Origin of the sequence: Herbaspirillum sp. SJZ107 (genome assembly GCF_006715485.1) — a bacterium.
In the GTDB taxonomy this organism is placed as follows: domain Bacteria; phylum Pseudomonadota; class Gammaproteobacteria; order Burkholderiales; family Burkholderiaceae_D; genus Telluria.
In genome coordinates this window covers 737,304-757,302 of record NZ_VFNH01000003.1, presented here as the reverse complement: position 1 = coordinate 757,302, position 19,999 = coordinate 737,304, and the positions used below count along the sequence as shown (strand labels likewise).

Below are 19,999 nucleotides of genomic sequence, written 5' to 3'. Positions count from 1 at the left end.
ACCGCATCCGCGCCCTTGCCCTACGCATCAAGAAACTATTAGGAGTTAGCACTCATGCAACTTAATTCATCTGAAATCAGCGAACTGATCAAGAGCCGTATCCAGGGCCTCGAAGGTCAGGCTGATGTTCGCAACCAAGGCACGGTGATCTCCGTCGCCGACGGTATCTGCCGCATCCATGGTCTGTCGGACGTGATGCAGGGCGAGATGCTGGAATTCCCGGGCAACACCTTCGGTCTGGCGATGAACCTCGAGCGCGACTCGGTCGGCGCCGTGATCCTGGGCGCCTACGAGCACATCTCGGAAGGCGACACCGTCAAAACCACCGGCCGCATCCTGGAAGTGCCGATCGGTCCGGAACTGCGCGGCCGCGTCGTCAACGCACTGGGCCAGCCGATCGACGGCAAGGGTCCGGTCACCACCCAGCTGACCGCCCCGATCGAAAAGATCGCCCCGGGCGTGATCGCCCGCGAATCCGTGTCGCAGCCGCTGCAGACCGGTATCAAGTCGATCGACGCGATGGTGCCGATCGGCCGTGGCCAGCGCGAGCTGATCATCGGCGACCGCCAGACCGGCAAGTCGGCCGTGGCTGTCGATGCGATCATCAACCAGAAGGGCCAGGGCGTCACCTGCGTGTACGTCGCGATCGGCCAGAAGGCCTCGACCATCAAGAACATCGTGCGCTCGCTGGAAGAGCACGGCGCGATGGAATACACGATCGTGGTCGCCGCATCGGCATCCGAATCGGCTGCCATGCAGTACATCTCGGCATATTCCGGCTGCGCGATGGGCGAATACTTCCGCGACCGCGGCGAAGACGCGCTGATCGTGTACGACGACCTGTCGAAGCAGGCAGTCGCCTACCGCCAGATCTCGCTGCTGCTGCGCCGTCCGCCGGGCCGCGAAGCCTACCCGGGCGACGTGTTCTACCTGCACAGCCGCCTGCTGGAGCGTGCCGCTCGCGTGAACGCCGACTACGTGTCCGCCTTCACCAACGGCGCCGTGACGGGTAAAACCGGTTCGCTGACCGCACTGCCGATCATCGAAACGCAAGCGGGCGACGTCTCGGCCTTCGTGCCGACCAACGTGATCTCGATTACCGACGGCCAGATCTTCCTGGAGACCTCGCTGTTCAACGCCGGTATCCGTCCTGCGATCAACGCCGGTATCTCGGTGTCGCGCGTCGGTGGTGCGGCCCAGACCAAGGTCATCAAGAACCTGTCCGGCGGTATCCGTACCGACCTGGCACAGTACCGTGAGCTGGCTGCGTTCGCGCAGTTCGCATCGGACCTGGACGAGTCGACCCGCAAGCAGCTGGACCGCGGCGCACGCGTGACCGAACTGCTGAAGCAGAAGCAGTACTCGCCGCTGCCGATCTCGCTGATGGCGGCATCGCTGTTCGCAGTCAACAAGGGCTATTTCGACAGCATCGACGTCAAGCGCGTGCTGGACTTCGAACATGGCCTGCACAACTACCTGAAGTCGAGCCATGCCGGCCTGCTGTCGAAGATCGAACAGGCCAAGGCGCTGGACAAGGATGGCGAAGCGGCACTGGCCGCCGCCGTCGCCGACTTCAAGAAGTCGTTCTAAGCGCATTCTGACGGAATGCGGGATGGGGGCGTCATGCCCCCGTCCTCACAAGGAGTAAGGGCTCATGGCAGCAGGCAAAGAGATACGTGGCAAGATCAAGAGCGTAGAAAATACGAAGAAGATCACCAAGGCGATGGAAATGGTCGCCGCATCCAAGATGCGCAAGGCGCAGGACCGGATGCGCGCCGCCCGTCCCTACAGCGAGAAGGTCCGTAACATCACGGCCAACCTCGCCACTGCGAACCCGGAGTACACCCACGCGTTCATGGCGCAAGCCAAGGACGTCAAGGCGAAAGCCGTCGGCTTCATCGTCGTCACGACCGACAAGGGTCTGTGCGGCGGCATGAACACCAACGTGTTGCGCCAGGTGACGCAGAAGACCCGCGAGCTGGAAGCCGCGGGCAATCGCATTGAAGTCGTTGCAATCGGCAACAAGGGTCTGGGCTTCCTGAACCGCATCGGCGTGAAAGTGGTTTCGCACGTGACGCAGATCGGCGACACCCCGCACCTGGAAAAGCTGATCGGCCCGATCAAGGTCATGCTCGACGCTTACCAGGATGGTCAGCTGGACGCGGTGTACCTGTGCTACACCAAGTTCATCAACACCATGCGCCAGGAACCGGTGGTCGAGCAGCTGCTCCCGCTGCCGGCCCAGCACCTGGAAGCCGACCGCGGCACCCACGCTTGGGATTACATCTACGAGCCGGACGCGCAAGTGGTCATCGACGAGCTGCTGGTGCGTTACGTCGAAGCGCTGATCTACCAGGGTGTGGCCGAGAACCTGGCGTCCGAGCAGTCGGCGCGCATGGTGGCGATGAAGGCCGCGACCGACAACGCGGGCAGCGTCATCGGCGAGCTGAAGCTGGTCTACAACAAGACCCGCCAGGCGGCGATTACCAAAGAACTCTCCGAGATCGTGTCGGGCGCAGCTGCAATCAGCGGCTAAGCGGCACCGGCGATCTCCCGAAACGACATTAAAACTATATCTGAAGGAACGAACATGGCTGATGGCAAAATCGTTCAGTGTATCGGCGCTGTGGTTGACGTGGAATTCCCGCGCAACGCGATGCCGAAGGTGTACGACGCACTGAAAATGGAAGGCTCGGAACTGACCCTGGAAGTCCAGCAACAGCTGGGCGACGGCATCGTCCGTACCATCGCGCTGGGCAGCTCGGAAGGTCTGCGTCGCGGCATGATGATCCAGAACACCGGCAACCCGATCATGGTGCCGGTCGGCCAGGCAACCCTGGGCCGCATCATGGACGTGCTGGGCAACCCGATCGACGAGCGCGGCCCGGTCAGCGCCGAGCGCACCGCATCGATCCACCGCAGCGCACCGGTGTACGACGAGCTGTCGCCGTCGCAAGACCTGCTGGAAACCGGCATCAAGGTGATCGACCTGGTGTGCCCGTTCGCCAAGGGCGGTAAAGTCGGCCTGTTCGGCGGCGCCGGCGTGGGTAAAACCGTCAACATGATGGAACTGATCAACAACATCGCCAAGGCGCACTCGGGTCTGTCCGTGTTCGCCGGCGTGGGCGAGCGTACCCGCGAAGGTAACGACTTCTACCACGAAATGGCCGATGCCAAGGTCGTCGACCTCGACAACCTGGGCAACTCGAAGGTCGCGATGGTCTACGGCCAGATGAACGAACCGCCGGGCAACCGTCTGCGCGTCGCGCTGACCGGCCTGACCATGGCCGAAGCCTTCCGTGACGAAGGCAAGGACGTGCTGTTCTTCGTCGACAATATCTACCGCTACACCCTGGCCGGTACCGAAGTGTCGGCACTGCTGGGCCGTATGCCGTCGGCGGTGGGCTACCAGCCGACCCTGGCCGAAGAGATGGGCCGCCTGCAGGAGCGCATCACCTCGACCAAGACCGGTTCGATCACCTCGATCCAGGCCGTGTACGTCCCTGCGGACGACTTGACCGACCCGTCGCCGGCCACCACCTTCGCCCACCTGGACTCGACCGTCGTGCTGTCGCGTGACATCGCGTCGCTGGGTATCTACCCGGCCGTCGATCCGCTGGACTCGACCTCGCGCCAGCTGGACCCGCTGGTCGTCGGCGAAGAGCACTACACCACCGCGCGCGCCGTGCAGGGCACCCTGCAGCGCTACAAGGAACTGCGCGACATCATCGCGATTCTGGGCATGGACGAACTGGCACCGGAAGACAAGCTGGTCGTCGCCCGTGCCCGCAAGATGCAGCGTTTCCTGTCGCAGCCGTTCCACGTCGCTGAAGTGTTCACCGGCGCACCGGGCAAGTACGTTTCGCTGAAAGACACGATCAAGGGCTTCAAGATGATCGCGTCGGGCGAACTGGACCACCTGCCGGAGCAGGCGTTCTACATGGTCGGCACCATCGAAGAAGCGATCGAAAAGGCCAAGAAGCTGGCTGCCGGTTAATTCCGACCGCCTCTTCAAAGGACACTTATGGCAAACACACTTCACGTAGACGTCGTTTCGGCCGAAGAGTTGATCTTCACGGGCGAAGCCGAATTCGTCGCGTTGCCGGGTGAATCGGGTGAGCTGGGTATCTACCCGATGCACACCCCCTTGATCACGCGCATCCGCCCGGGTGCCGTGCGCATCAAAGTTGCTGGCCGCTCGGACGAGGAATTCGTCTTCGTGGCCGGTGGCATCCTGGAAGTCCAGCCGAAAGGCGTGACCGTCCTGGCCGACACCGCGATCCGCGGCGCCGACCTGGACGAGGCGAAAGCCCAGGAAGCCAAGCGCAAGGCCGAAGAGCTGATGCAGTCCAAGGACACCCAGATCGACTACGCCAAGGCGCAAGCCGAACTGGCGGCGGCGATCGCCCAGCTGGCGGCCATCGCCAAGCTGCGTCACAAGGGACGCTGATCGCCGGCTGGTTTGGCGATCGATGAAAAGGCAGCCTGCGGGCTGCCTTTTTTATTGGCGCCGGCCGTTCGCCAGCCATGTCCTGCGCCGCCCGCCAATATGAATCTGATAAGCTGATGTCAACGACAACAGCGTCATCAGAACACGGGAACCCCATGCGCACCATCGAGCAAATCCTCCGTACCGCCAGCAACGTGGCCGTGGTCGGGCTGTCCAGCAACCCCGAACGCACCAGCCACCACGTGGCGCAATACCTGCAGCAGCAGGGCTACCACATCATCCCGGTGAACCCGGTGTATGCCGGCCAGCAGATCCTCGGCGAGACCGTGCACGCGACCCTGCAGGACGCGGCAGATGCGCTGGCGCAGAACGGCCAGCGCATCGACGTGGTCGACTGCTTCCGCAAGTCCGAAGACATCCCACCGATCGCCAAGGAAGCCATTGCGGTGCGCGCCGGCACCCTGTGGATGCAGCTCGACATCGAGAACCGCAAGGCAGCCGATCTGGCGCGCGCGGCCGGCCTGGACGTGGTGATGAACCACTGCATGCTGATCGAGCACCGCAAGCTGGACGCAGGTGCCGCATGAAGATGCTGGAACGCTTCCGCGCGCCCAAAAACCTGGTGCTGGACGATGCGCGTGCCGGCGACAAGCCATTGCGTGACGACGACGGCGGCAAGCTGAAAAACGGCGCCATCAAGGAGCGCGAGCGCGCGCTGACTGCCGAGCTGACCGGGCAATCCGCCCAGCTGCAGGAAAAACTGTACGCCGCGCGCGAGCACAAGCTGCTGTTGATCCTGCAGGGGATGGACACCTCGGGCAAGGACGGCACCGTGAGCGCGCTGTTCTCGCAGATCAATCCGATGGGATTGCGCGCCACCGCCTTCGCCGCCCCGACCGTGCGCGAAAAGTCGCGCGACTACCTGTGGCGCGTGCATGCCCACGTGCCCGGCAACGGAGAAATCGCGATCTTCAACCGCAGCCATTACGAGGACGTGCTGGTGCCGCGCGTGCTGGGCGACATCGACGGCAAGGAAATCAAGCGCCGCTACGGCCACATCCGCGACTTCGAACGCATGCTGCATGAAACCGGCACCACGGTCATGAAGGTGTTCCTGCACATCTCGAAGGACGAGCAGCGCGAGCGCCTGCAGGCGCGGCTGGACGATCCGGAAAAGCACTGGAAGTTCGACCCGGCCGACCTCACCGCGCGCGAGAAATGGGACGACTACCGGCATGCCTATCAGGACGCGATCGAGGCCACCGACGCCGACCACGCGCCCTGGTACATCGTGCCGGCCGATTCCAAGACCCACCGCAACCTGATCGTCGCCCACCTGCTGCTCGAGACCTTGCAGGGCATGAAGCTGGACTGGCCGGCACCGAAGGCCGACCTGTCGAAGGTCCGGATAGACTGAGCTAAAATGAAGCTCCTTTACCGTTCGTCAACGCCACCGGCCGACCATCCCATGTCCAAGACCACCGCTCTGCTGCTCTCCCTCGGCGCCGCCATCGCCGCCATCTCCATGCCGGCGCCCGCCCTGGCCCAGGCCGCGGCACCCGCCGTGAAATCCGCGCCGGCCTCGTGCCCGGCCGTGCTGAAGCACAGTTTTAAACGCCTGCAGGATGAAGCGCCGCAGGACCTGTGCCAGTACGCCGGCAAGGTGGTGCTGGTGGTGAACACCGCCAGCTACTGCGGCTTCACCAAGCAGTACGAAGGCCTGGAAAAGTTATACAGCAAATACGGCACCCGCGGCCTGGTGGTGCTGGGCTTCCCGTCGAACGATTTCAAGCAGGAAGATGCCGATTCCAAAAAGATCGCCGACCTGTGCTACAACACCTATGGCGTGAAATTCCCGATGTTCGCCACCACCGTGGTGAGCGGGACCGGCGCCAACCCGCTGTATGCGGAGCTGATCAAGGCGACCGGCAACCAGCCGAAGTGGAATTTCAATAAGTACCTGATCGACCGTAACGGGAAAGTGGTGGAGTACTTCCCGAGCAAGGTGACGCCGGAGGATCCGGCGCTGGTGGGCAAGATCGAGCAGGCGCTGGGTGGTTGACTGACCTGGGTTCCCGCGAAGGCGGAAACCCGGGTTTGCGTGAGGACCTGCGGCAGAAGTTAACAGTCCGCGCCGAACTTGGGTCCCCGCCTGCGCGGGGACGACGTGCTGATGACTGCGAGGCAGTCACGCGGCGCTTTTTTCCTAAGCCGCACTCTTCATGGTGATTTTGATCCACATCAACGATTTTGTTGAGGTGAATCAATAACCTTACATTCGCTGAACAACAACGCGAAGAAAGGTAACACCATGAACAAGCCGCTGCTGATCCTGACCCTTGCCGCCCTGGGCCTGATAGCCACCCACAACCTGGCGCAGGCACAGGAATCGCCCTGGCTGGTGCGGGCACGCGCGGTCCACATCGACCCGGCCGACAAATCCGATCCGGTCGGCGGCAGCGGCGCGCGCGACCGCCTGCACGTGAGCGACAAGTGGATTCCCGAAGTCGACATCGCGTATTACTTCACCCCGCACTGGGCCGCGGAACTGATCCTCACCTATCCGCAGAAGCACGACGTCACCCTCGACGGCACCCGGATCGGCACCTTCAAGCACCTGCCGCCGACGCTCACCGCGCAATACCATTTCATCCCCGGCGCCACCATCGATCCCTACGTGGGCGCGGGCGTGAATTACACGCTGATGTCGAAAGTAAAACTGCTGGATGGCGCGGCGCGCCTCGAACACGACAGCGTCGGGCTGGCGCTGCAGGCCGGCGCCGACTTCCGCCTCGACGACCGCTGGTCGGTCAACATCGACGTCAAGAAGGTGCAGATCCGCAGCGACGTCGAGATCGGCGGGGCGCGCGCCAGCCGGGTGAAGGTCGATCCGGTGCTGGTTGGCGTCGGCCTCGGTTACCGGTTCTGACCTTCCCTGCGACAGGTTTCGCTTCCTCCAAGCGTTGCCGGCCTGGTGCCGGCTTTTTTATGCGCGCAGCCGGTCCGCCATTCAATCGGCCAATACCGCCCGCAGCGGTCCGCGCAGCGCATTGCAGACGACGATCTCCTGGGCCCGCAGCAGGGTCGCGCGCGTGATCGGCACTTCGATCGCGTTCCAGGCCGGATCGTCCAGCAGCACGCCGCGCATCACGCCCGGCAGCACGCCGGCCGACAGCGGCGGCGTGTACCAGCGTCCTTTTACGCGAACGAACACGTTGCTGCGGCCACCTTCGGTGAGCTCGCCGCGTCGGTTGAAGAACAGGGTGTCGAAGGCGCCCACGCTTTCGGCGGCTTTCCAGGCGGCGTCGTAACGGCTGCGGATGCTGGTCTTATGGCGCAGGAACAGGTCGTCGGCATCGACCGGATCGTCCGCCAGCAGCAGGCGCACCGGCTCCTGCAGCGGCGCCAGCAGGCCGCTCTGCACCACGATCTCGCCATCGGCCCGCAGCGACAGGCGCAGGCGGTGCGGCTGGCCGGCCGGCAGCACGCTGCAGGCGGCCTGCACGCCGGCACGCGCCAGCTCAAGACGCAGCGGATAGCCGAAGTAGCTGCTCGAGGCCTGCAGCCGCGCCAGGTGGCGTTCCAGGTGGCGGCAGCCATCCTCGCGCGTGGCGTACATCGTCTCGAACAGGTCGAAATCGTTCGGCAGCCCGGTCAGGAAGCCGGCCTTCAGCTGGCATTCGGCATACTCGTCGGCGGCAATGCTGTCGTGGACGATGCCGGCGCCCACGCCCAATTCTCCATGGCGCACGCCGCCGTGTTCCGGCTGCAGCACCAGGGTGCGGATCGGCACCGCCAGGCAGAAGTCGCCGACCTCGGCACCGCCTATCCCAGGCTGGGAAGCGGGAGGATCGATCCAGCCCAGTCCCCCCGTATAGATGCCGCGCGCCGCCGGTTCCAGTTCGCGGATGATTTCCATCGTGCGGCGCTTGGGGGCGCCGGTGATCGACCCGCACGGATACAGCGCGTCGAAGATGCCGGCCAGGCCGACGCCGGGCGCGAGCTGGGCCTGGATGGTGGAGGTCATCTGCAGCACACGGCCGTAGGGGCGCACCTCGAACAGTGCCGGCACGCCGACGCTGCCGGTGCGCGCGATGCGGCCCAGGTCGTTGCGCAGCAGGTCGACGATCATCAGGTTTTCGGCGCGGTTCTTGGGGTCGGCGGCCAGCGCCGTGGCACGCACGGCAGTCTCGGCGTCGTCGCTGCCGACGCGTGCCGTCCCCTTCATCGGCCGCGCCAGCAGGCGTCCGGCGTCGTGGCGCACGAACAGTTCCGGCGACAGCGACAGCACCGTGCGCCCGTCGGGCAGGCCGACCAGCGCCCCGTAGGGCACCGGCTGGCGCGCGCGCAGGCGAGCATACAGCGCGAACACCGAACCGAAGGCGTCGAAGCGCAGCCTGTAGGTGTAGTTCACCTGGTAGGTATCGCCGGCCTCGATGTAGGCGTGGATGGCGTCGATGGCGCGCGCAAACGCGGCGTTGTCGACGTTGGGGCGCACCGCGGCGATACCGGCCGGGCCGCCGTCGTCTGCGGCGGCACGTTCGTCGAGCCAGGCTGTCACGCCATCCGCATCCAGCGCCTCGTAGCGCTCGAACAGCAGCACTTGCGCCAGCGGCGCGTCGGCGGCGCGGGGCGCGCCTGCGGCCACGCCGAGCAGCTGCTCGCCCAGTTCGTAGGCCAGCACCGGCACCGCGTACAGGCCACGCGCCAGCGCGGCCTGCAGGCGCGCCAGCAGGGGCGGCCACTCGGCGATTGTGTGGCAGGCCAGGGTGCCGGCGTAATCGCGGTACAGGCGCGAACGGGCCTGGTGCCAGCCGCCGGGGCCGGCACTCGGGCTGGCGTTGTCCAGCAGGGCGTAGATGGGCGGGGAGGCATCCATGGTGGCGTCCGGAGCGTGCTTCAGGCGGCCAGCAGCAGCGACAGCTGCAGCGCGCTGTTCTCGGCCGGGTGCTGCTTGAAACCGCTCTTGGCATAGCGGTGCCAGCGGCCGGCCACGTAGGACACCAGCAGTGCGGCGCGCGCGGCGACGTCTTCCTCGCGGCCGTGGCCCTGGCTGGCGGCCACGCGCAAGGCCTGTTTGAAAGCCAGTTCGACCTTGTCGTAGAACCCGTTCATGCGCAGCTGCAGGCGCTCGTCTTCGCCGACCAGCGCATCGCCGATCAGCACCCGCGTCATGCCCGGGTTGCTGGCGGCAAAGGTCAGCAGCATCTGCAGCATCGCATGCGCCTGCGCCACGCCCTGTTCTTCGCGTTCGCTGATCTGGTTGATCACCCCGAACACGCTCGATTCGATGAACTCGATCAAGCCCTCGAACATCTGCGCCTTGCTGGCGAAATGACGGTACAGCGCGGCTTCGGAGACGGTCAGCTTGGCGGCCAGCGCCGCGGTCGTGATCTTGTCGCCTTTCGGATGTTCGAGCATGGCCGCCAGGGCCTGGAGAATTTGAAGTTTGCGCTGGCCCGGCTTGGTGCTTGGCATATCTGTTTCGGATTCCCTGGATGTTTTATTTATGGGCGCGCAGCCGGTGCAGTTGCGCCGGCAGGCGAAGCACGGATTTTACTTTGACATCGACGTAACCGGGGCGTTTGACCATCTTCGGCAAGGGCGCTTTTCCTATTGGATCGCTGTAGCGCAGGTACTGGGTGACCCAGGCGGTGCGCAGGCCGAGCTGCTTGGCGTGCTTCAGGTTGACCAGCGTGTCTTCGACCAGGATGCAGCGCTGCGCTGCCAGGCCGTGGCGGCGCAGCAGGCGGCGCAGCATCAGCTTCGACGGCTTCGGACGCAGCTGCCCATGCACGCGCATGTCTTCGATCGCGATGTGGTGGGCGAAGTGGCGCTGCAGCCCGAGGTGGCGCATCACGTCGGTCGAATAGTCGAGCGGCGCGTTGGTCAGCAGGATCTTGCGGCCGGGCAGGCGGCGCAGCAGGCGCGCCAGGCCGCGCTCGAAGCGGACCATCTCCTGCAGCGCACCGAGGTCGTGGGTTTCACGCAGGAAGTCGGCGGCGTCGACCTGGTGGTGGCGGATCATGCCGAGCAGGGTGGCGCCGTACTTCTTCCAGTAGCCGATGCGCGCCGCGTTCACCGCCTCGCGGCTGGCCGGCGTGACGCCGTCGCCGAGCACGCGCCCGATATACGTGTTCATGTTGGCGCTGATCGCCGGGAAGATCGCATGCGAGGCGTCGTGCAGCGTGTTGTCGAGGTCGAACAGCCAGACGGGGGAGGGGAGCTTGGGCACCGGAGGACGAAGATAAAAGGGAGCAGCCGCGATTATATCGGCTGCGCGCAGGCGCTTCGCAGATGCTGATCCGGCTCTGGCCCGGGGACTGCGCTGGCGCAGGTCGCTACGGATGAGCTTGCTGATAATCGACAGGAGGGCTTACCCGATATGGATACCCTCAGGAAATATTTCCAACCTGTCAGGAGTGTCCCATGCGTCGTCCTGTCCTTGCCTTCCTGCTTGTCCTGTTCACCCTGGCCGTGCACGCTGCCGAGCGCAGCCCGGCCGAGCGCGGCGCCCTGTTCAGCGCCACCCTCAACGGCCATACGATGCTGCTGTTCGGCACCCTGCACGTCGGCCAGTCCGGTTTTTATCCGCTCGAGCCGCGCATCGCGCAGGCGCTGGCGGCGGCGTCCACACTGGCGCTCGAAATGGACCCGGCCCAGCCGCGCGCGGCCCTGCAGCGGGCGGTGCGCAGCCACGGCATGCTGGTGCCGGGCGAAGACGATTACGGCGCCATGCCGAGCGCGCAGAAGCGCCGCCTCGATGCGCTGATCCTGCAGGGCGGCCTGGATGCCGGCACGGTGCTGGACTACAAGCCGGTGCTGCTGGCGACCCTGCTGGCGCTGGCCGAATACACCAGGCAGGGGTATCGCGGCGACTGGTCGAGCGAAGCCTGGCTGGCCCGTACCGCGCGCGCCGCCGACGTCCGCGTGCTCGAACTGGAATCGCTGTCCGCCCAGCTGTCCCTGCTCGACCGCCTGAGCGTGCCGGAGCGCTGGCGCTTCCTCGACGAGATGATGGGGGCGATCGAATCCGGCGCGCTGCGCAGCGATGCGCGCGCCATGGTGCAGGCCTGGAGCACGGCCGACCGCACTGCGCTGGATGCGATCGCGGCGCGCTGCGAGGCCGACCGCAGCGTGTCGGGGCAGTTCGTGAATGCGGTCCTGCTGAAGGAGCGGAACCGGAAGCTTGCCGACAAGCTGGTGCGGTTGCTGGAGGCGGAACAGAAGACGGTGGCGGCCGTGGGCGTGCTGCACTTGCTGGGGACAGGCAGCGTACCGGCTTTACTGCAGGAGCGCGGCGTGACTATTGAGCGACTGTATTAAAAAAAATGCCTCCGCAAGCGGAGGCATTTTTCTTACAGCTTTTACTTCATGTTCTGGCGGAGCGGACGGGGCTCGAACCCGCGACCCCCGGCGTGACAGGCCGGTATTCTAACCAACTGAACTACCGCTCCAGACTGGTGCCCTTGACGTGGATTGAACACGTGGCCTCTCCCTTACCAAGGGAGTGCTCTACCACTGAGCTACAAGGGCATTCACATTCTGCGGCGACTTGTCGCCACAAAATTTCAGTGCGAGCGGATCATAGTGCCAAAAGCCTGTTCGGTCAAGACTTCCAGCAATAAAGAGTGCTCGATACGGCCATCGATGATGTGCACCGTATTGACGCCGGACTTGGCGGCATCGAGTGCCGACGAGATTTTCGGCAGCATGCCGCCCGAAATCGTACCGTCCGCGAACATCTCGTCGATCTCGCGCGCCGACAGGTCGGTGACCAGGTTACCCTGCTTGTCCTGCACGCCGGCGATGTTGGTCATCATGATCAGCTTTTCGGCTTTCAGGATTTCCGCGATCTTGCCGGCGACGACGTCGGCATTGATGTTGTAGGCTTGCCCGTCCTGGCCGAAGCCGATCGGCGAGATGATCGGGATGAAGGCATCGTCCTGCAGGGCTTTCACCACCGCCGGATTGATCGCCTCGATTTCGCCGACGAAGCCGATGTCGAGGAATTCGCCCGGCTTTTCCTTGTCCGGCATGGCCATCCGGCGCGCGCGGATCAGGCCGCCGTCTTTGCCGGTCAGGCCGACTGCCTGGCCGCCGTAGTGGTTGATCAGCATGACGATGTCCTGCTGGACTTCGCCGCCCAGCACCCACTCGACCACTTCCATGGTCTCTTCGTCGGTGATGCGCATGCCTTGCACGAAGGTGCCTTGCTTGCCGATCTTTTTCAGGGCGTTGTCGATCTGGGGACCGCCGCCGTGCACCACCACCGGGTTCATGCCGACCAGCTTCAGCAGGATGACGTCGCGCGCGAAGCCGTGCTTCAGGCGCTCGTCGGTCATCGCGTTGCCGCCGTATTTGATGACGATGGTTTTACCGTGGAAATTACGGATGTAGGGGAGTGCTTCGGCCAGGATCTGCGCCTTGATCTGCGGCGAGACCGCAGTCAGGTCATTGTTCTGGTCGTCGCCCAATGGGTTCAGCGTAGCGTTCATGGGGGTCCAAAAAGAATTTGCGAGATTTTACAGGCAACAGGCCATCGCAGTGGGCATTATAGAGACATCTGTTGAAATTTTTTGCAGGCGCCGTTAAGGTGAACCGGCCATGAATCCTTTCACCTCCATGAGTACCTGTACCCGCTGCGGCGCGTCCTTCGGCTGTGCGATGGCCGACGGCGGCACCGGCCCGTGCTGGTGCACGGCACTGCCGCCGGTCGTCGCGCTGCCGTCGCTGGACGCCGGCGCGCCGGCACCCGGCTGCTGGTGCCCGACCTGTCTGGAACAGCATATCGCGCAATCGCATGCGGTGGCGCCTGCCACGACGCCACCCGGATGACGCTGCCGTCTCAACGTGCTGTGCGGAAAAAGCGCATCATTGCCTGGCTGGCGCTGGGACCCCTGCCGTCGGTATAGCTGCCGCGCGCATCGCCGCCCGACCAGGCGTGGCCCGAACCGTGCACCACCCAGTGTTCGGCGTGAATGCTGCCGTCGGGACGGCGGTGCAGCGTGCGTGTATAGGCGTGGCCGTGCGGCACCTGGCCCGGCTCGACTTCGACCGCTTCCGCCGGGTGGCGCCGCCGCCGCTGGATCAGCTCGTCGCCATTGGCCGGATGCACGGTGGTGTCGCGGTCGCCGTGGAACACGATGATCGGGAGCGGGCGTCCGGGCCCCCGCATTGAGCCATGATGGCGGCGCAAATCGCCCTTCATCGCGGCCACCGCCGACGCCAGGTCGTGCGCCGCCGCGAACGGCAGGCCGGAATGGACACCGACCGCCGCGTACAGGTCCGGGTACAGCGTGCCCATGATGGCCGCCATCGCGCCGCCCGCCGACAATCCGGCCACGTACACCTGCTTCGGGTCGACCGCATATCTTCCCATGATGTCGCGCGTCAGGCCGGCGATGATCGAGGGTTCGCCTTGCCCATGCTGCTGGTCGAAGGCGTTGAACCAGTTCCAGCAGCGCGACGGGTTGGCCTGCTGCGACTGGGCCGGATAGGCGACCAGGCAGCCGCACTCCTCGGCCAGCGCGTTCATGCCGGTGCCGAGCGCGAAGTCGTCGGGATTCTGGGTGCAGCCGTGCAGCATCACCAGCAGCGGGCCGGGACCTGCCGTATAGGTGGCGGGCACGTACAGCTTGTAGCTGCGGGTACCGGCATCGTTGGTATAAGAGGCATCGACGACATGGCCGGGCAGCCCGGCGGCGCCGACCCCGCCCGCCGGCGGCGGAAAATAAAACGGGTTGCTGCCGGGCTGGCCGATACGGCCGAGGGTGGCGAGCAGGTCGGAAACGGGATCCTCGTGGGGTGGATGCGGGGCGGCGTCGGTACGATCGTGCGGCATCACCGCCTGTGCCGCGGCGCGTAGCTGCGCCAGCAGTTTATGGCTGAGACTCATGGGGCGCTCCTTTCCGGTGGGCCGGCGCCCAGTCTTTGTTGTTAAGCTTGCGTCAACCTTACAAAGTGTATGCGTGGCGCGACTGTGCCGAATGGGTTACGCTGCGCGCATGAATCCGGAAGACCAGAGCCCCGTTCCTTCTCCCTGCATCAGCCTGTGCAAGATGTCGAATGACACCGGCTTGTGCGAGGGCTGCCTGCGCACCATCGACGAGATCGTCGCCTGGAGCAGCGCCGACGACGCTTTCAAGCGCCAGGTGTGGGCCGCGATCCGCCGTCGCGAACAGGACCTGCCCTTTGACGACTGAATTGGCTGCATAAATGATTTAGAGTCGGAAATCTAGCACGGTCGTTCTTTTCTGCGCCATAATCGCCGGGCTGCTTCGATCAACCTACCGTGAGAGACCTCCATGGCGCTGCCCACCGTCCTGCAAGACCTGTCCCTACCCGTCATCGCCTCGCCGATGTTCATCGCCAGCGGCCCCGCGCTGGTGGCCGCACAGTGCAAGGCCGGCATCGTCGGCTCGTTCCCGGCCCTGAACGCGCGTCCGGCCGAGCAGCTCGACGTGTGGCTGACCGATCTGCAGAACGAATTGCAGGCCTACCAGGACGCCCACCCCGATAAAAAAGTGGGTCCGATCGCGGTCAACCAGATCGTGCACCAGTCGAACGACCGCCTGGCGCACGACGTCGAGGTATGCGTCAAGCACCAGGTGCCGATCATCATCTCCTCGCTGCGCGCACCGCCGCCGGAGATGCTGGACGCGGTGCACAGCTACGGCGGCATCGTGCTGCACGACGTGATCTCGATCCGCCACGCCGAAAAGGCGCTGGAGGCGGGCGTCGACGGCCTGATCCTGGTGGCGGCCGGCGCCGGCGGCCATGCCGGTGCGCTGTCGCCGTTCGCGCTGGTGGGCGAAGTGCGTAAATTCTTCGACGGCCCGATCGCGCTGTCCGGCGCCATCGCCACCGGCGATGCCATCCTCGCGGCCCAGGCCATGGGCGCCGACTTCGCCTACATCGGCTCGCGCTGGCTGGCGACCCGGGAGTCGAACGTCAGCGATGCGTACCGGGATGCGATCGTCGACTCGAGCGCGGCCGACGTGGTGTACACCAACCTGTTCACCGGCGTGCACGGCAACTACCTCAAGAAATCGATCGTGGCGGCCGGGCTGGATCCGGACAATCTGCCGGTGTCGGACAAGAGCAAGATGAGTTTCGGTTCGGCCAGTGCCAAGGCCTGGCGCGATATCTGGGGCGCAGGGCAGGGCGTGGGCTTGATGGAGGATGTGCCGACGGTGGAAGAGATGGTGGCGCGCCTGAAAGCGCAGTACGAGGCGGCGCGTGGCCGTCTCTCTTTGCGTTAGCCCCTGAACGTCGTTCCCGCGCAGGCGGGAATCCAAGTTTACGATGAGTTATTGCACACGTTCGCCATGCGCGACGAACTTGGATCCCCGCCTGCGCGGGGATGACGTGCAGACTGCGCGGGTCAGGGCGTGTCGTTCTGTTCCGCTTCCACCTTCTTGTCCGTATCCTTAATCACCCACAAGCCCGGCAAATTCCGCCAGTACCCATGCGCATCCATCCCGAACCCGACGACGAAACGGTTCGGAATGCTCAGGCCGACGATATCGGCCTGCACCGGCTTGGTTTTACCCAGGTCCTTGTCGGCGAACACGGCCAGGACCACCTCGGCCGCGCCCATGTCGAGCAGGCGCTGTTTCACGTGCGCCAGGGTCTCGCCCTCGTCGAGGATGTCGTCGACCACGATGATGATGCGCCCGGCCACGTTCTGGCGCGGGATGACTTTCCAGACGACTTCGCCGCCCTTGTCCAGGTCGCCGTAGCGGGTCACGTGGATGTAGTCGAATTCGAGCGGGAAGGTCAGCTGGGGCAGCAGGTTGCCAGTGAATACCACCGCGCCGCCCATCACGCCGAGCACCAGCGGGAAGGCGCCGGTCTCGTCGTTGTCGAAACGCTGGTTCAGCACGGCGGCCACGTTGCCGACGGCGGCCGCTACCTTGTCAGCGCTGACGATTTCCTCGGCATTGGCCATCAGTTCGCGCGCACGGGTGTAATGAAAGTCTTGCATGGTCTGTCTGTCTAAAAAGGGTCGAATGAATTATCCGCCAGAATGATGGGAACCGCGTTCCGCCTGGAGGCGCGTATGATACGGGGCTTGGAATAACATTTGAATATCTCCTTTTTTTGACCATGCCTGCTCCTGACACCACCGGCGTGCGCGCCGCCCGCCTTGCCCAGTTGCGCGCCGCGATGGCGCGCCACCAGGTCGATGCCTTCATCGTGCCGTCCGCCGATCCGCACCTGTCCGAATACCTGCCCGGCCGCTGGAAGGGCCGCGAATGGCTGTCCGGCTTCACCGGCTCGGTCGGCACCTTCATCGCCACCGCGGATTTCGCCGGTGTCTGGACCGATGGCCGCTACTACACCCAGGCCGACAGCGAACTGGCCGGCACCGAAATCCGGCTGATGAAGATCCCGTCCGGCGCCAGCCTGCTGCACATCGACTGGCTGGCCGAGAACCTCGACGCCGGCCAGACGGTGGCGGTCGATGCCCGCGTGCTGGGCCTGGCCGTGGCGCGCCTGCTGGGTGACGCGTTGACGGCGCGCGGCATCAAGCTGCGCACCGACCTCGACCTGCTGGACGATATCTGGGAAGACCGTCCCGGCCTGCCGCCCGAGCCGGTGTTCGAGCACGTGGCGCCGTATGCGGTGCAGGAGCGCGCGGATAAACTGCACGCTACCCGCAACGCGATGGCGAAGCTGGGCGCGCATGTCCATTTCATCTCGACCCTGGACGACATCGCCTACCTGTTCAACCTGCGCGGCGCCGACGTCAGCTACAACCCGGTGTTCCTGGCGCACGCGCTGGTCGAGTCCAGCCGCGCCACGCTGTTCGTCGCCGACGGCAAGGTACCGCCCGCACTGCGCGAACGCCTGGCGCGCGACGGCGTGCATGTCGCGCCGTACGCCGATGCCGCCGCCGCGCTGGCGGCGATCCGGGAAGATTCGACGCTGCTGGTCGATCCGCGCCGCATCACCGCCGGCATGCGCGCCGCGGTGCCACAGGGTGTGCGCGTGGTGGAAGCGATCAACCCGACCACCTTCGCCAAGTCGCGCAAGCTGCCGCAGGAAGCCGACCATGTGCGAGAGACCATGGAACAGGATGGCGCCGCCCTGTGCGAATTCTTCGCCTGGCTCGAGCACGCCTTGGAAGGAGGCACGCCGCTGACCGAAGTCACGATCGACGAACAGATCACGGCCGCGCGCGCGCGCCGTCCCGGCTTCGTCAGCCCCAGCTTCGGCACCATCGCCGGCTTCAATGCCAACGGCGCCATCATGCACTACCGCGCCACGCCGGAGTCGCACGCAGCCATCGAAGGCGACGGCCTGCTGTTGATCGATTCCGGCGGCCAGTACCTGGGCGGCACCACCGACATCACGCGCGTGGTCCCGGTCGGCACCGTCTCGGCGGCGCAGAAACGCGACTTCACGCTGGTGCTGAAAGGGATGATCAACCTGTCGATCGCGCGTTTCCCGCGCGGTACCAAAGGACCGATGCTGGATGCGCTGGCGCGCGCGCCGATCTGGGCCGCCGGCATCGACTACGGCCACGGCACCGGCCACGGCGTCGGCTACTTCCTCAACGTGCACGAAGGTCCGCAGGTGATCTCGCCGACCGCGCTGCCGGAACCGCATACGGCGATCGAACCGGGCATGATCACCTCCAACGAACCGGGCATCTACCGCCCCGGCCACTGGGGCATCCGCATCGAGAACCTGGTGCTGGCGCAGCCGGTTGAAAACGGCGAGTTCGGCGAATTCCTCGGCTTCGAGACGCTCACCCTGTGCCCGATCGACACCCGCTGCATCGACGTCAAGCTGATGCGCGGCGACGAAGTCGCCTGGCTGAACGATTACCACCGCACGGTCCGTGCGCGCCTGCTGCCACGCGTGAGCGGCGCCGCGCGCGACTGGCTCGAATTACGCACGAAGGAAATCTGATCATGGCCAGTTCCCGCTCCACCCGCGCCAGCGCCGCCGTCGACCGCCTCAAGCGCCGCAGCGGCGTCACCTCGTATTCGATGGCGCGCACCGGCGACGGCCTGTTCTTCCTGTCCGAAAAACCGGGCGCGCCGCCGCTGTGCGCGCCGCTCGAGATGGACGATTTCGTCGCCTTCGTGAACGGCCTCGGACCGCAGGAAGTCAAGCGCGTCAGCAAGAACGATCTCGAGTTCGAGAAACAGCTGGTCAGGAAAAAGATTGACTAACCAGGCGATCGTGACCGAGTCCGGCATGACGGTGTCGAGCCTGATCGCGGCCTACTGGTCGCCGGCCGAACTGGTGACCAATGGCCTGATCTTGCTGAACCTGGCCGGGGCCCTGCTGCTCGGCCTGATGGTCGGCTACGAGCGCTCCTATCACGGCCGCGCCGCCGGCATGCGCACCTATGGCCTGGTGTGCATGGCCTCGGCCGGATTGACCATCATCGCCGGCTACCCGAACTACTGGTACGGCGGGCATGGCGCCGCCACCGCGCTGGTCGACCCCACGCGCGTGATCCAGGGCGTGGTCACGGGCATCGGCTTCCTCGGCGCCGGCGTCATCATGCGCTCCGGTTTTACCATCAGCGGCCTCACGACCGCGGCCTCGATCTGGGCTTCGTCGGTGATCGGCATCATGGTCGGCGTCGGCTTTTACCTGGCCGCGATGGGCCTGGCCTTCTTTTCGGCCATGATCATGATCTACCTGAACCGCGCAGTCGGCATGCTGCCTTCGCGCCGCGCGGTGGCGGTGACATTGCGCTTCAAGCCCGGCATCCGCCCCGAAGAAGAAGTATTGCGCAAGGCCGCGCTCGAGCGCGGCTACGAGATCGCCGGCGGCTCGCTCACCATCGGCAGCGAAAAGAATGCCCAGGAATGGCGCTTCGTGGCGCTGGCGCTGGCCGGCCAGAACGGCGCGCCGCTGTCGTCGCTGGCGGGCGAGCTGTCGTCGGTCGAAGGCGTGGACGGCTACTCGCTGTCGCACGCCCGTAATTAATGGGACACCGCATGACCCCACACGAGATACTCGATTTCTGGTTCGGCGCGCCCGGCAGCGCCATTGACGGACAGCCGCGCCGCGAATGGTTCGTCAAGAACGACGCCTTCGATGCCGTCATCCGCGAACGCTTCGGCGCCGCCATCGACGCCGCCGTCGCGGGCGGCCTGCGCGAGTGGGATGCGAGCGGCCCGGACGGCGTGCTGGCGCGCCTGCTGGTGCTCGACCAGTTCACCCGCAACGCTTACCGCAACACCGCGCAATCCTTTGCCGGCGATGCGCTGGCGCTGGCCGCCGCCCAGCAGCTGGTGGAGACGGGCGCCGACCGCGCACTCTCTCCGCTGCGGCGCGCCTTTGTCTACATGCCGTTCGAGCATGCCGAAGACCCGTATATGCAGGAACGGGCGGTCGAGCTGTTCTCGATGCTGGCCGCGGAACACCCGGGCTTTGACGAGATGCTCGACTACGCGCACCGCCACCGCGGCGTGATCGCCCGCTTCGGCCGCTTCCCGCACCGTAACGCCATCCTCGGACGCATGTCGACGCCGGAAGAGCTGGCTTTCCTGCAGCAGCCGGGTTCGCGCTTCTGAC

22 protein-coding genes and 2 tRNA genes are annotated in these 19,999 nt (G+C 65.3%); 16 read left to right on the top strand and 8 right to left on the bottom strand.

Annotation, left to right across the window (positions count from 1 at the left end; genetic code table 11):
- Positions 1-54 precede the first annotated feature (54 nt).
- The 8 genes from atpA (at position 55) to FBX97_RS21475 (ending at position 7,379) form a co-directional block, all read left to right on the top strand.
- The gene (gene atpA / locus FBX97_RS21510) at positions 55-1,590 is read left to right on the top strand and encodes a F0F1 ATP synthase subunit alpha (protein WP_141836417.1); all 1,536 of its coding nucleotides are present in this window, start codon (positions 55-57) and stop codon (positions 1,588-1,590) included.
- Positions 1,591-1,654: 64 nt separating this feature from the next.
- Positions 1,655-2,536, top strand: coding sequence for a F0F1 ATP synthase subunit gamma (gene atpG, locus FBX97_RS21505; protein ID WP_141836415.1), 882 nt, complete (start codon positions 1,655-1,657; stop codon positions 2,534-2,536).
- 54 nt (positions 2,537-2,590) lie between these two features.
- Positions 2,591-3,997, top strand: coding sequence for a F0F1 ATP synthase subunit beta (gene atpD / locus FBX97_RS21500; protein WP_141836413.1), 1,407 nt, complete (start codon positions 2,591-2,593; stop codon positions 3,995-3,997).
- Positions 3,998-4,024: 27 nt separating this feature from the next.
- Positions 4,025-4,450 (top strand): F0F1 ATP synthase subunit epsilon, encoded by a 426-nt coding sequence (locus tag FBX97_RS21495; RefSeq protein ID WP_141836411.1) that lies wholly within the window; start codon positions 4,025-4,027, stop codon positions 4,448-4,450.
- A 155-nt stretch (positions 4,451-4,605) separates the two neighbouring features.
- Positions 4,606-5,037 carry a CoA-binding protein gene (locus FBX97_RS21490; protein WP_141836409.1) on the top strand — a complete coding sequence of 144 codons (432 nt, stop codon included), beginning with the start codon at positions 4,606-4,608 and terminating at the stop codon, positions 5,035-5,037.
- On the top strand, positions 5,034-5,867 hold the full coding sequence (locus FBX97_RS21485) for a PPK2 family polyphosphate kinase (protein WP_141836408.1): 834 nt from the start codon (positions 5,034-5,036) through the stop codon (positions 5,865-5,867). The genes FBX97_RS21490 and FBX97_RS21485 overlap by 4 nt, the downstream gene beginning before the upstream one ends.
- Positions 5,868-5,918: 51 nt before the next feature.
- Entirely contained in the window at positions 5,919-6,512 is a 594-nt protein-coding gene (locus FBX97_RS21480) for a glutathione peroxidase (RefSeq protein ID WP_141836406.1), read from the top strand.
- Between the two features lie 249 nt (positions 6,513-6,761).
- Positions 6,762-7,379 (top strand): OmpW family protein, encoded by a 618-nt coding sequence (locus FBX97_RS21475; protein ID WP_141836404.1) that lies wholly within the window; start codon positions 6,762-6,764, stop codon positions 7,377-7,379.
- A gap of 81 nt (positions 7,380-7,460) precedes the next feature.
- On the opposite strand, the gene FBX97_RS21470 is transcribed toward FBX97_RS21475, so the two are convergent.
- The 3 genes from FBX97_RS21470 to FBX97_RS21460 are packed head-to-tail and all read right to left on the bottom strand — an operon-like array spanning position 7,461 to position 10,685.
- A complete protein-coding gene (locus FBX97_RS21470; RefSeq protein ID WP_141836402.1) occupies positions 7,461-9,329 on the bottom strand; it encodes a chorismate-binding protein in 1,869 nt (622 codons plus the stop codon).
- A gap of 20 nt (positions 9,330-9,349) precedes the next feature.
- On the bottom strand, positions 9,350-9,928 hold the full coding sequence (gene slmA / locus FBX97_RS21465; RefSeq protein WP_141836400.1) for a nucleoid occlusion factor SlmA: 579 nt from the start codon (positions 9,926-9,928) through the stop codon (positions 9,350-9,352).
- A gap of 25 nt (positions 9,929-9,953) precedes the next feature.
- Entirely contained in the window at positions 9,954-10,685 is a 732-nt protein-coding gene (locus FBX97_RS21460; RefSeq protein ID WP_255517580.1) for an HAD-IA family hydrolase, read from the bottom strand.
- Between the two features lie 194 nt (positions 10,686-10,879).
- Here FBX97_RS21460 and FBX97_RS21455 point away from each other — a divergent pair, with 194 nt between their 5' ends.
- Positions 10,880-11,776 carry a TraB/GumN family protein gene (locus FBX97_RS21455; protein ID WP_141836398.1) on the top strand — a complete coding sequence of 299 codons (897 nt, stop codon included), beginning with the start codon at positions 10,880-10,882 and terminating at the stop codon, positions 11,774-11,776.
- 54 nt (positions 11,777-11,830) lie between these two features.
- On the opposite strand, the gene FBX97_RS21450 is transcribed toward FBX97_RS21455, so the two are convergent.
- The 3 genes from FBX97_RS21450 to argB all read right to left on the bottom strand — a co-directional run bounded on the left by FBX97_RS21450 (position 11,831) and on the right by argB (position 12,948).
- Positions 11,831-11,907: transfer RNA gene (locus FBX97_RS21450), tRNA-Asp, on the bottom strand.
- A 4-nt stretch (positions 11,908-11,911) separates the two neighbouring features.
- Positions 11,912-11,986, bottom strand: a tRNA-Thr gene (locus tag FBX97_RS21445).
- A gap of 35 nt (positions 11,987-12,021) precedes the next feature.
- Positions 12,022-12,948 carry an acetylglutamate kinase gene (argB, locus tag FBX97_RS21440; RefSeq protein WP_141836396.1) on the bottom strand — a complete coding sequence of 309 codons (927 nt, stop codon included), beginning with the start codon at positions 12,946-12,948 and terminating at the stop codon, positions 12,022-12,024.
- 109 nt (positions 12,949-13,057) lie between these two features.
- Between argB and FBX97_RS21435 the strand changes: the two genes are divergently transcribed.
- Positions 13,058-13,288, top strand: coding sequence for a cysteine-rich CWC family protein (locus FBX97_RS21435; protein ID WP_370457307.1), 231 nt, complete (start codon positions 13,058-13,060; stop codon positions 13,286-13,288).
- A gap of 10 nt (positions 13,289-13,298) precedes the next feature.
- Here FBX97_RS21435 and FBX97_RS21430 read toward each other — a convergent pair whose 3' ends face one another.
- Complete coding sequence (locus tag FBX97_RS21430; protein WP_141836394.1) at positions 13,299-14,348, bottom strand: PHB depolymerase family esterase; 1,050 nt, start codon at positions 14,346-14,348, stop codon at positions 13,299-13,301.
- Positions 14,349-14,457: 109 nt separating this feature from the next.
- Between FBX97_RS21430 and FBX97_RS21425 the strand changes: the two genes are divergently transcribed.
- Both FBX97_RS21425 and FBX97_RS21420 read left to right on the top strand, forming a co-directional pair.
- The gene (locus FBX97_RS21425) at positions 14,458-14,655 is read left to right on the top strand and encodes a DUF1289 domain-containing protein (RefSeq protein WP_141836391.1); all 198 of its coding nucleotides are present in this window, start codon (positions 14,458-14,460) and stop codon (positions 14,653-14,655) included.
- 102 nt (positions 14,656-14,757) lie between these two features.
- On the top strand, positions 14,758-15,714 hold the full coding sequence (locus tag FBX97_RS21420) for a nitronate monooxygenase family protein (RefSeq protein WP_141836389.1): 957 nt from the start codon (positions 14,758-14,760) through the stop codon (positions 15,712-15,714).
- A gap of 122 nt (positions 15,715-15,836) precedes the next feature.
- On the opposite strand, the gene FBX97_RS21415 is transcribed toward FBX97_RS21420, so the two are convergent.
- Positions 15,837-16,439, bottom strand: a complete 603-nt coding sequence (locus tag FBX97_RS21415; RefSeq protein WP_141836387.1) for a hypoxanthine-guanine phosphoribosyltransferase — start codon at positions 16,437-16,439, stop codon at positions 15,837-15,839.
- A 122-nt stretch (positions 16,440-16,561) separates the two neighbouring features.
- Between FBX97_RS21415 and FBX97_RS21410 the strand changes: the two genes are divergently transcribed.
- From FBX97_RS21410 to FBX97_RS21395, 4 genes are read left to right on the top strand one after another with little or no spacing between them, the layout of a single operon-like run.
- Complete coding sequence (locus FBX97_RS21410; protein ID WP_141836385.1) at positions 16,562-18,373, top strand: aminopeptidase P family protein; 1,812 nt, start codon at positions 16,562-16,564, stop codon at positions 18,371-18,373.
- Positions 18,374-18,375: 2 nt separating this feature from the next.
- Positions 18,376-18,639, top strand: coding sequence for a hypothetical protein (locus FBX97_RS21405; protein WP_141836383.1), 264 nt, complete (start codon positions 18,376-18,378; stop codon positions 18,637-18,639).
- A gap of 25 nt (positions 18,640-18,664) precedes the next feature.
- Positions 18,665-19,408, top strand: coding sequence for an MgtC/SapB family protein (locus FBX97_RS21400; RefSeq protein WP_141837107.1), 744 nt, complete (start codon positions 18,665-18,667; stop codon positions 19,406-19,408).
- 11 nt (positions 19,409-19,419) lie between these two features.
- Positions 19,420-19,998 (top strand): DUF924 family protein, encoded by a 579-nt coding sequence (locus FBX97_RS21395; RefSeq protein ID WP_141836381.1) that lies wholly within the window; start codon positions 19,420-19,422, stop codon positions 19,996-19,998.
- The last annotated feature ends 1 nt before the right edge of the window (position 19,999 follow it).

Excerpts from the sequence above, each read along its gene's own strand:
- FBX97_RS21455 (WP_141836398.1), top strand. The coding sequence starts at position 10,880 with ATGCGTCGTCCTGTCCTTGCCTTCCTGCTTGTCCTGTTCACCCTGGCC.
- FBX97_RS21485 (WP_141836408.1), top strand. The coding sequence starts at position 5,034 with ATGAAGATGCTGGAACGCTTCCGCGCGCCCAAAAACCTGGTGCTGGAC.
- FBX97_RS21475 (WP_141836404.1), top strand. The coding sequence starts at position 6,762 with ATGAACAAGCCGCTGCTGATCCTGACCCTTGCCGCCCTGGGCCTGATA.
- atpD (WP_141836413.1), top strand. The coding sequence starts at position 2,591 with ATGGCTGATGGCAAAATCGTTCAGTGTATCGGCGCTGTGGTTGACGTG.
- FBX97_RS21470 (WP_141836402.1), bottom strand. The coding sequence starts at position 9,329 with ATGGATGCCTCCCCGCCCATCTACGCCCTGCTGGACAACGCCAGCCCG.
- FBX97_RS21495 (WP_141836411.1), top strand. The coding sequence starts at position 4,025 with ATGGCAAACACACTTCACGTAGACGTCGTTTCGGCCGAAGAGTTGATC.
- FBX97_RS21435 (WP_370457307.1), top strand. The coding sequence starts at position 13,058 with ATGAATCCTTTCACCTCCATGAGTACCTGTACCCGCTGCGGCGCGTCC.
- FBX97_RS21480 (WP_141836406.1), top strand. The coding sequence starts at position 5,919 with ATGTCCAAGACCACCGCTCTGCTGCTCTCCCTCGGCGCCGCCATCGCC.
- FBX97_RS21425 (WP_141836391.1), top strand. The coding sequence starts at position 14,458 with ATGAATCCGGAAGACCAGAGCCCCGTTCCTTCTCCCTGCATCAGCCTG.
- FBX97_RS21400 (WP_141837107.1), top strand. The coding sequence starts at position 18,665 with ATGACGGTGTCGAGCCTGATCGCGGCCTACTGGTCGCCGGCCGAACTG.
- FBX97_RS21490 (WP_141836409.1), top strand. The coding sequence starts at position 4,606 with ATGCGCACCATCGAGCAAATCCTCCGTACCGCCAGCAACGTGGCCGTG.
- atpA (WP_141836417.1), top strand. The coding sequence starts at position 55 with ATGCAACTTAATTCATCTGAAATCAGCGAACTGATCAAGAGCCGTATC.
- FBX97_RS21410 (WP_141836385.1), top strand. The coding sequence starts at position 16,562 with ATGCCTGCTCCTGACACCACCGGCGTGCGCGCCGCCCGCCTTGCCCAG.
- slmA (WP_141836400.1), bottom strand. The coding sequence starts at position 9,928 with ATGCCAAGCACCAAGCCGGGCCAGCGCAAACTTCAAATTCTCCAGGCC.
- FBX97_RS21430 (WP_141836394.1), bottom strand. The coding sequence starts at position 14,348 with ATGAGTCTCAGCCATAAACTGCTGGCGCAGCTACGCGCCGCGGCACAG.
- FBX97_RS21405 (WP_141836383.1), top strand. The coding sequence starts at position 18,376 with ATGGCCAGTTCCCGCTCCACCCGCGCCAGCGCCGCCGTCGACCGCCTC.
- atpG (WP_141836415.1), top strand. The coding sequence starts at position 1,655 with ATGGCAGCAGGCAAAGAGATACGTGGCAAGATCAAGAGCGTAGAAAAT.
- FBX97_RS21420 (WP_141836389.1), top strand. The coding sequence starts at position 14,758 with ATGGCGCTGCCCACCGTCCTGCAAGACCTGTCCCTACCCGTCATCGCC.
- argB (WP_141836396.1), bottom strand. The coding sequence starts at position 12,948 with ATGAACGCTACGCTGAACCCATTGGGCGACGACCAGAACAATGACCTG.
- FBX97_RS21415 (WP_141836387.1), bottom strand. The coding sequence starts at position 16,439 with ATGCAAGACTTTCATTACACCCGTGCGCGCGAACTGATGGCCAATGCC.
- FBX97_RS21395 (WP_141836381.1), top strand. The coding sequence starts at position 19,420 with ATGACCCCACACGAGATACTCGATTTCTGGTTCGGCGCGCCCGGCAGC.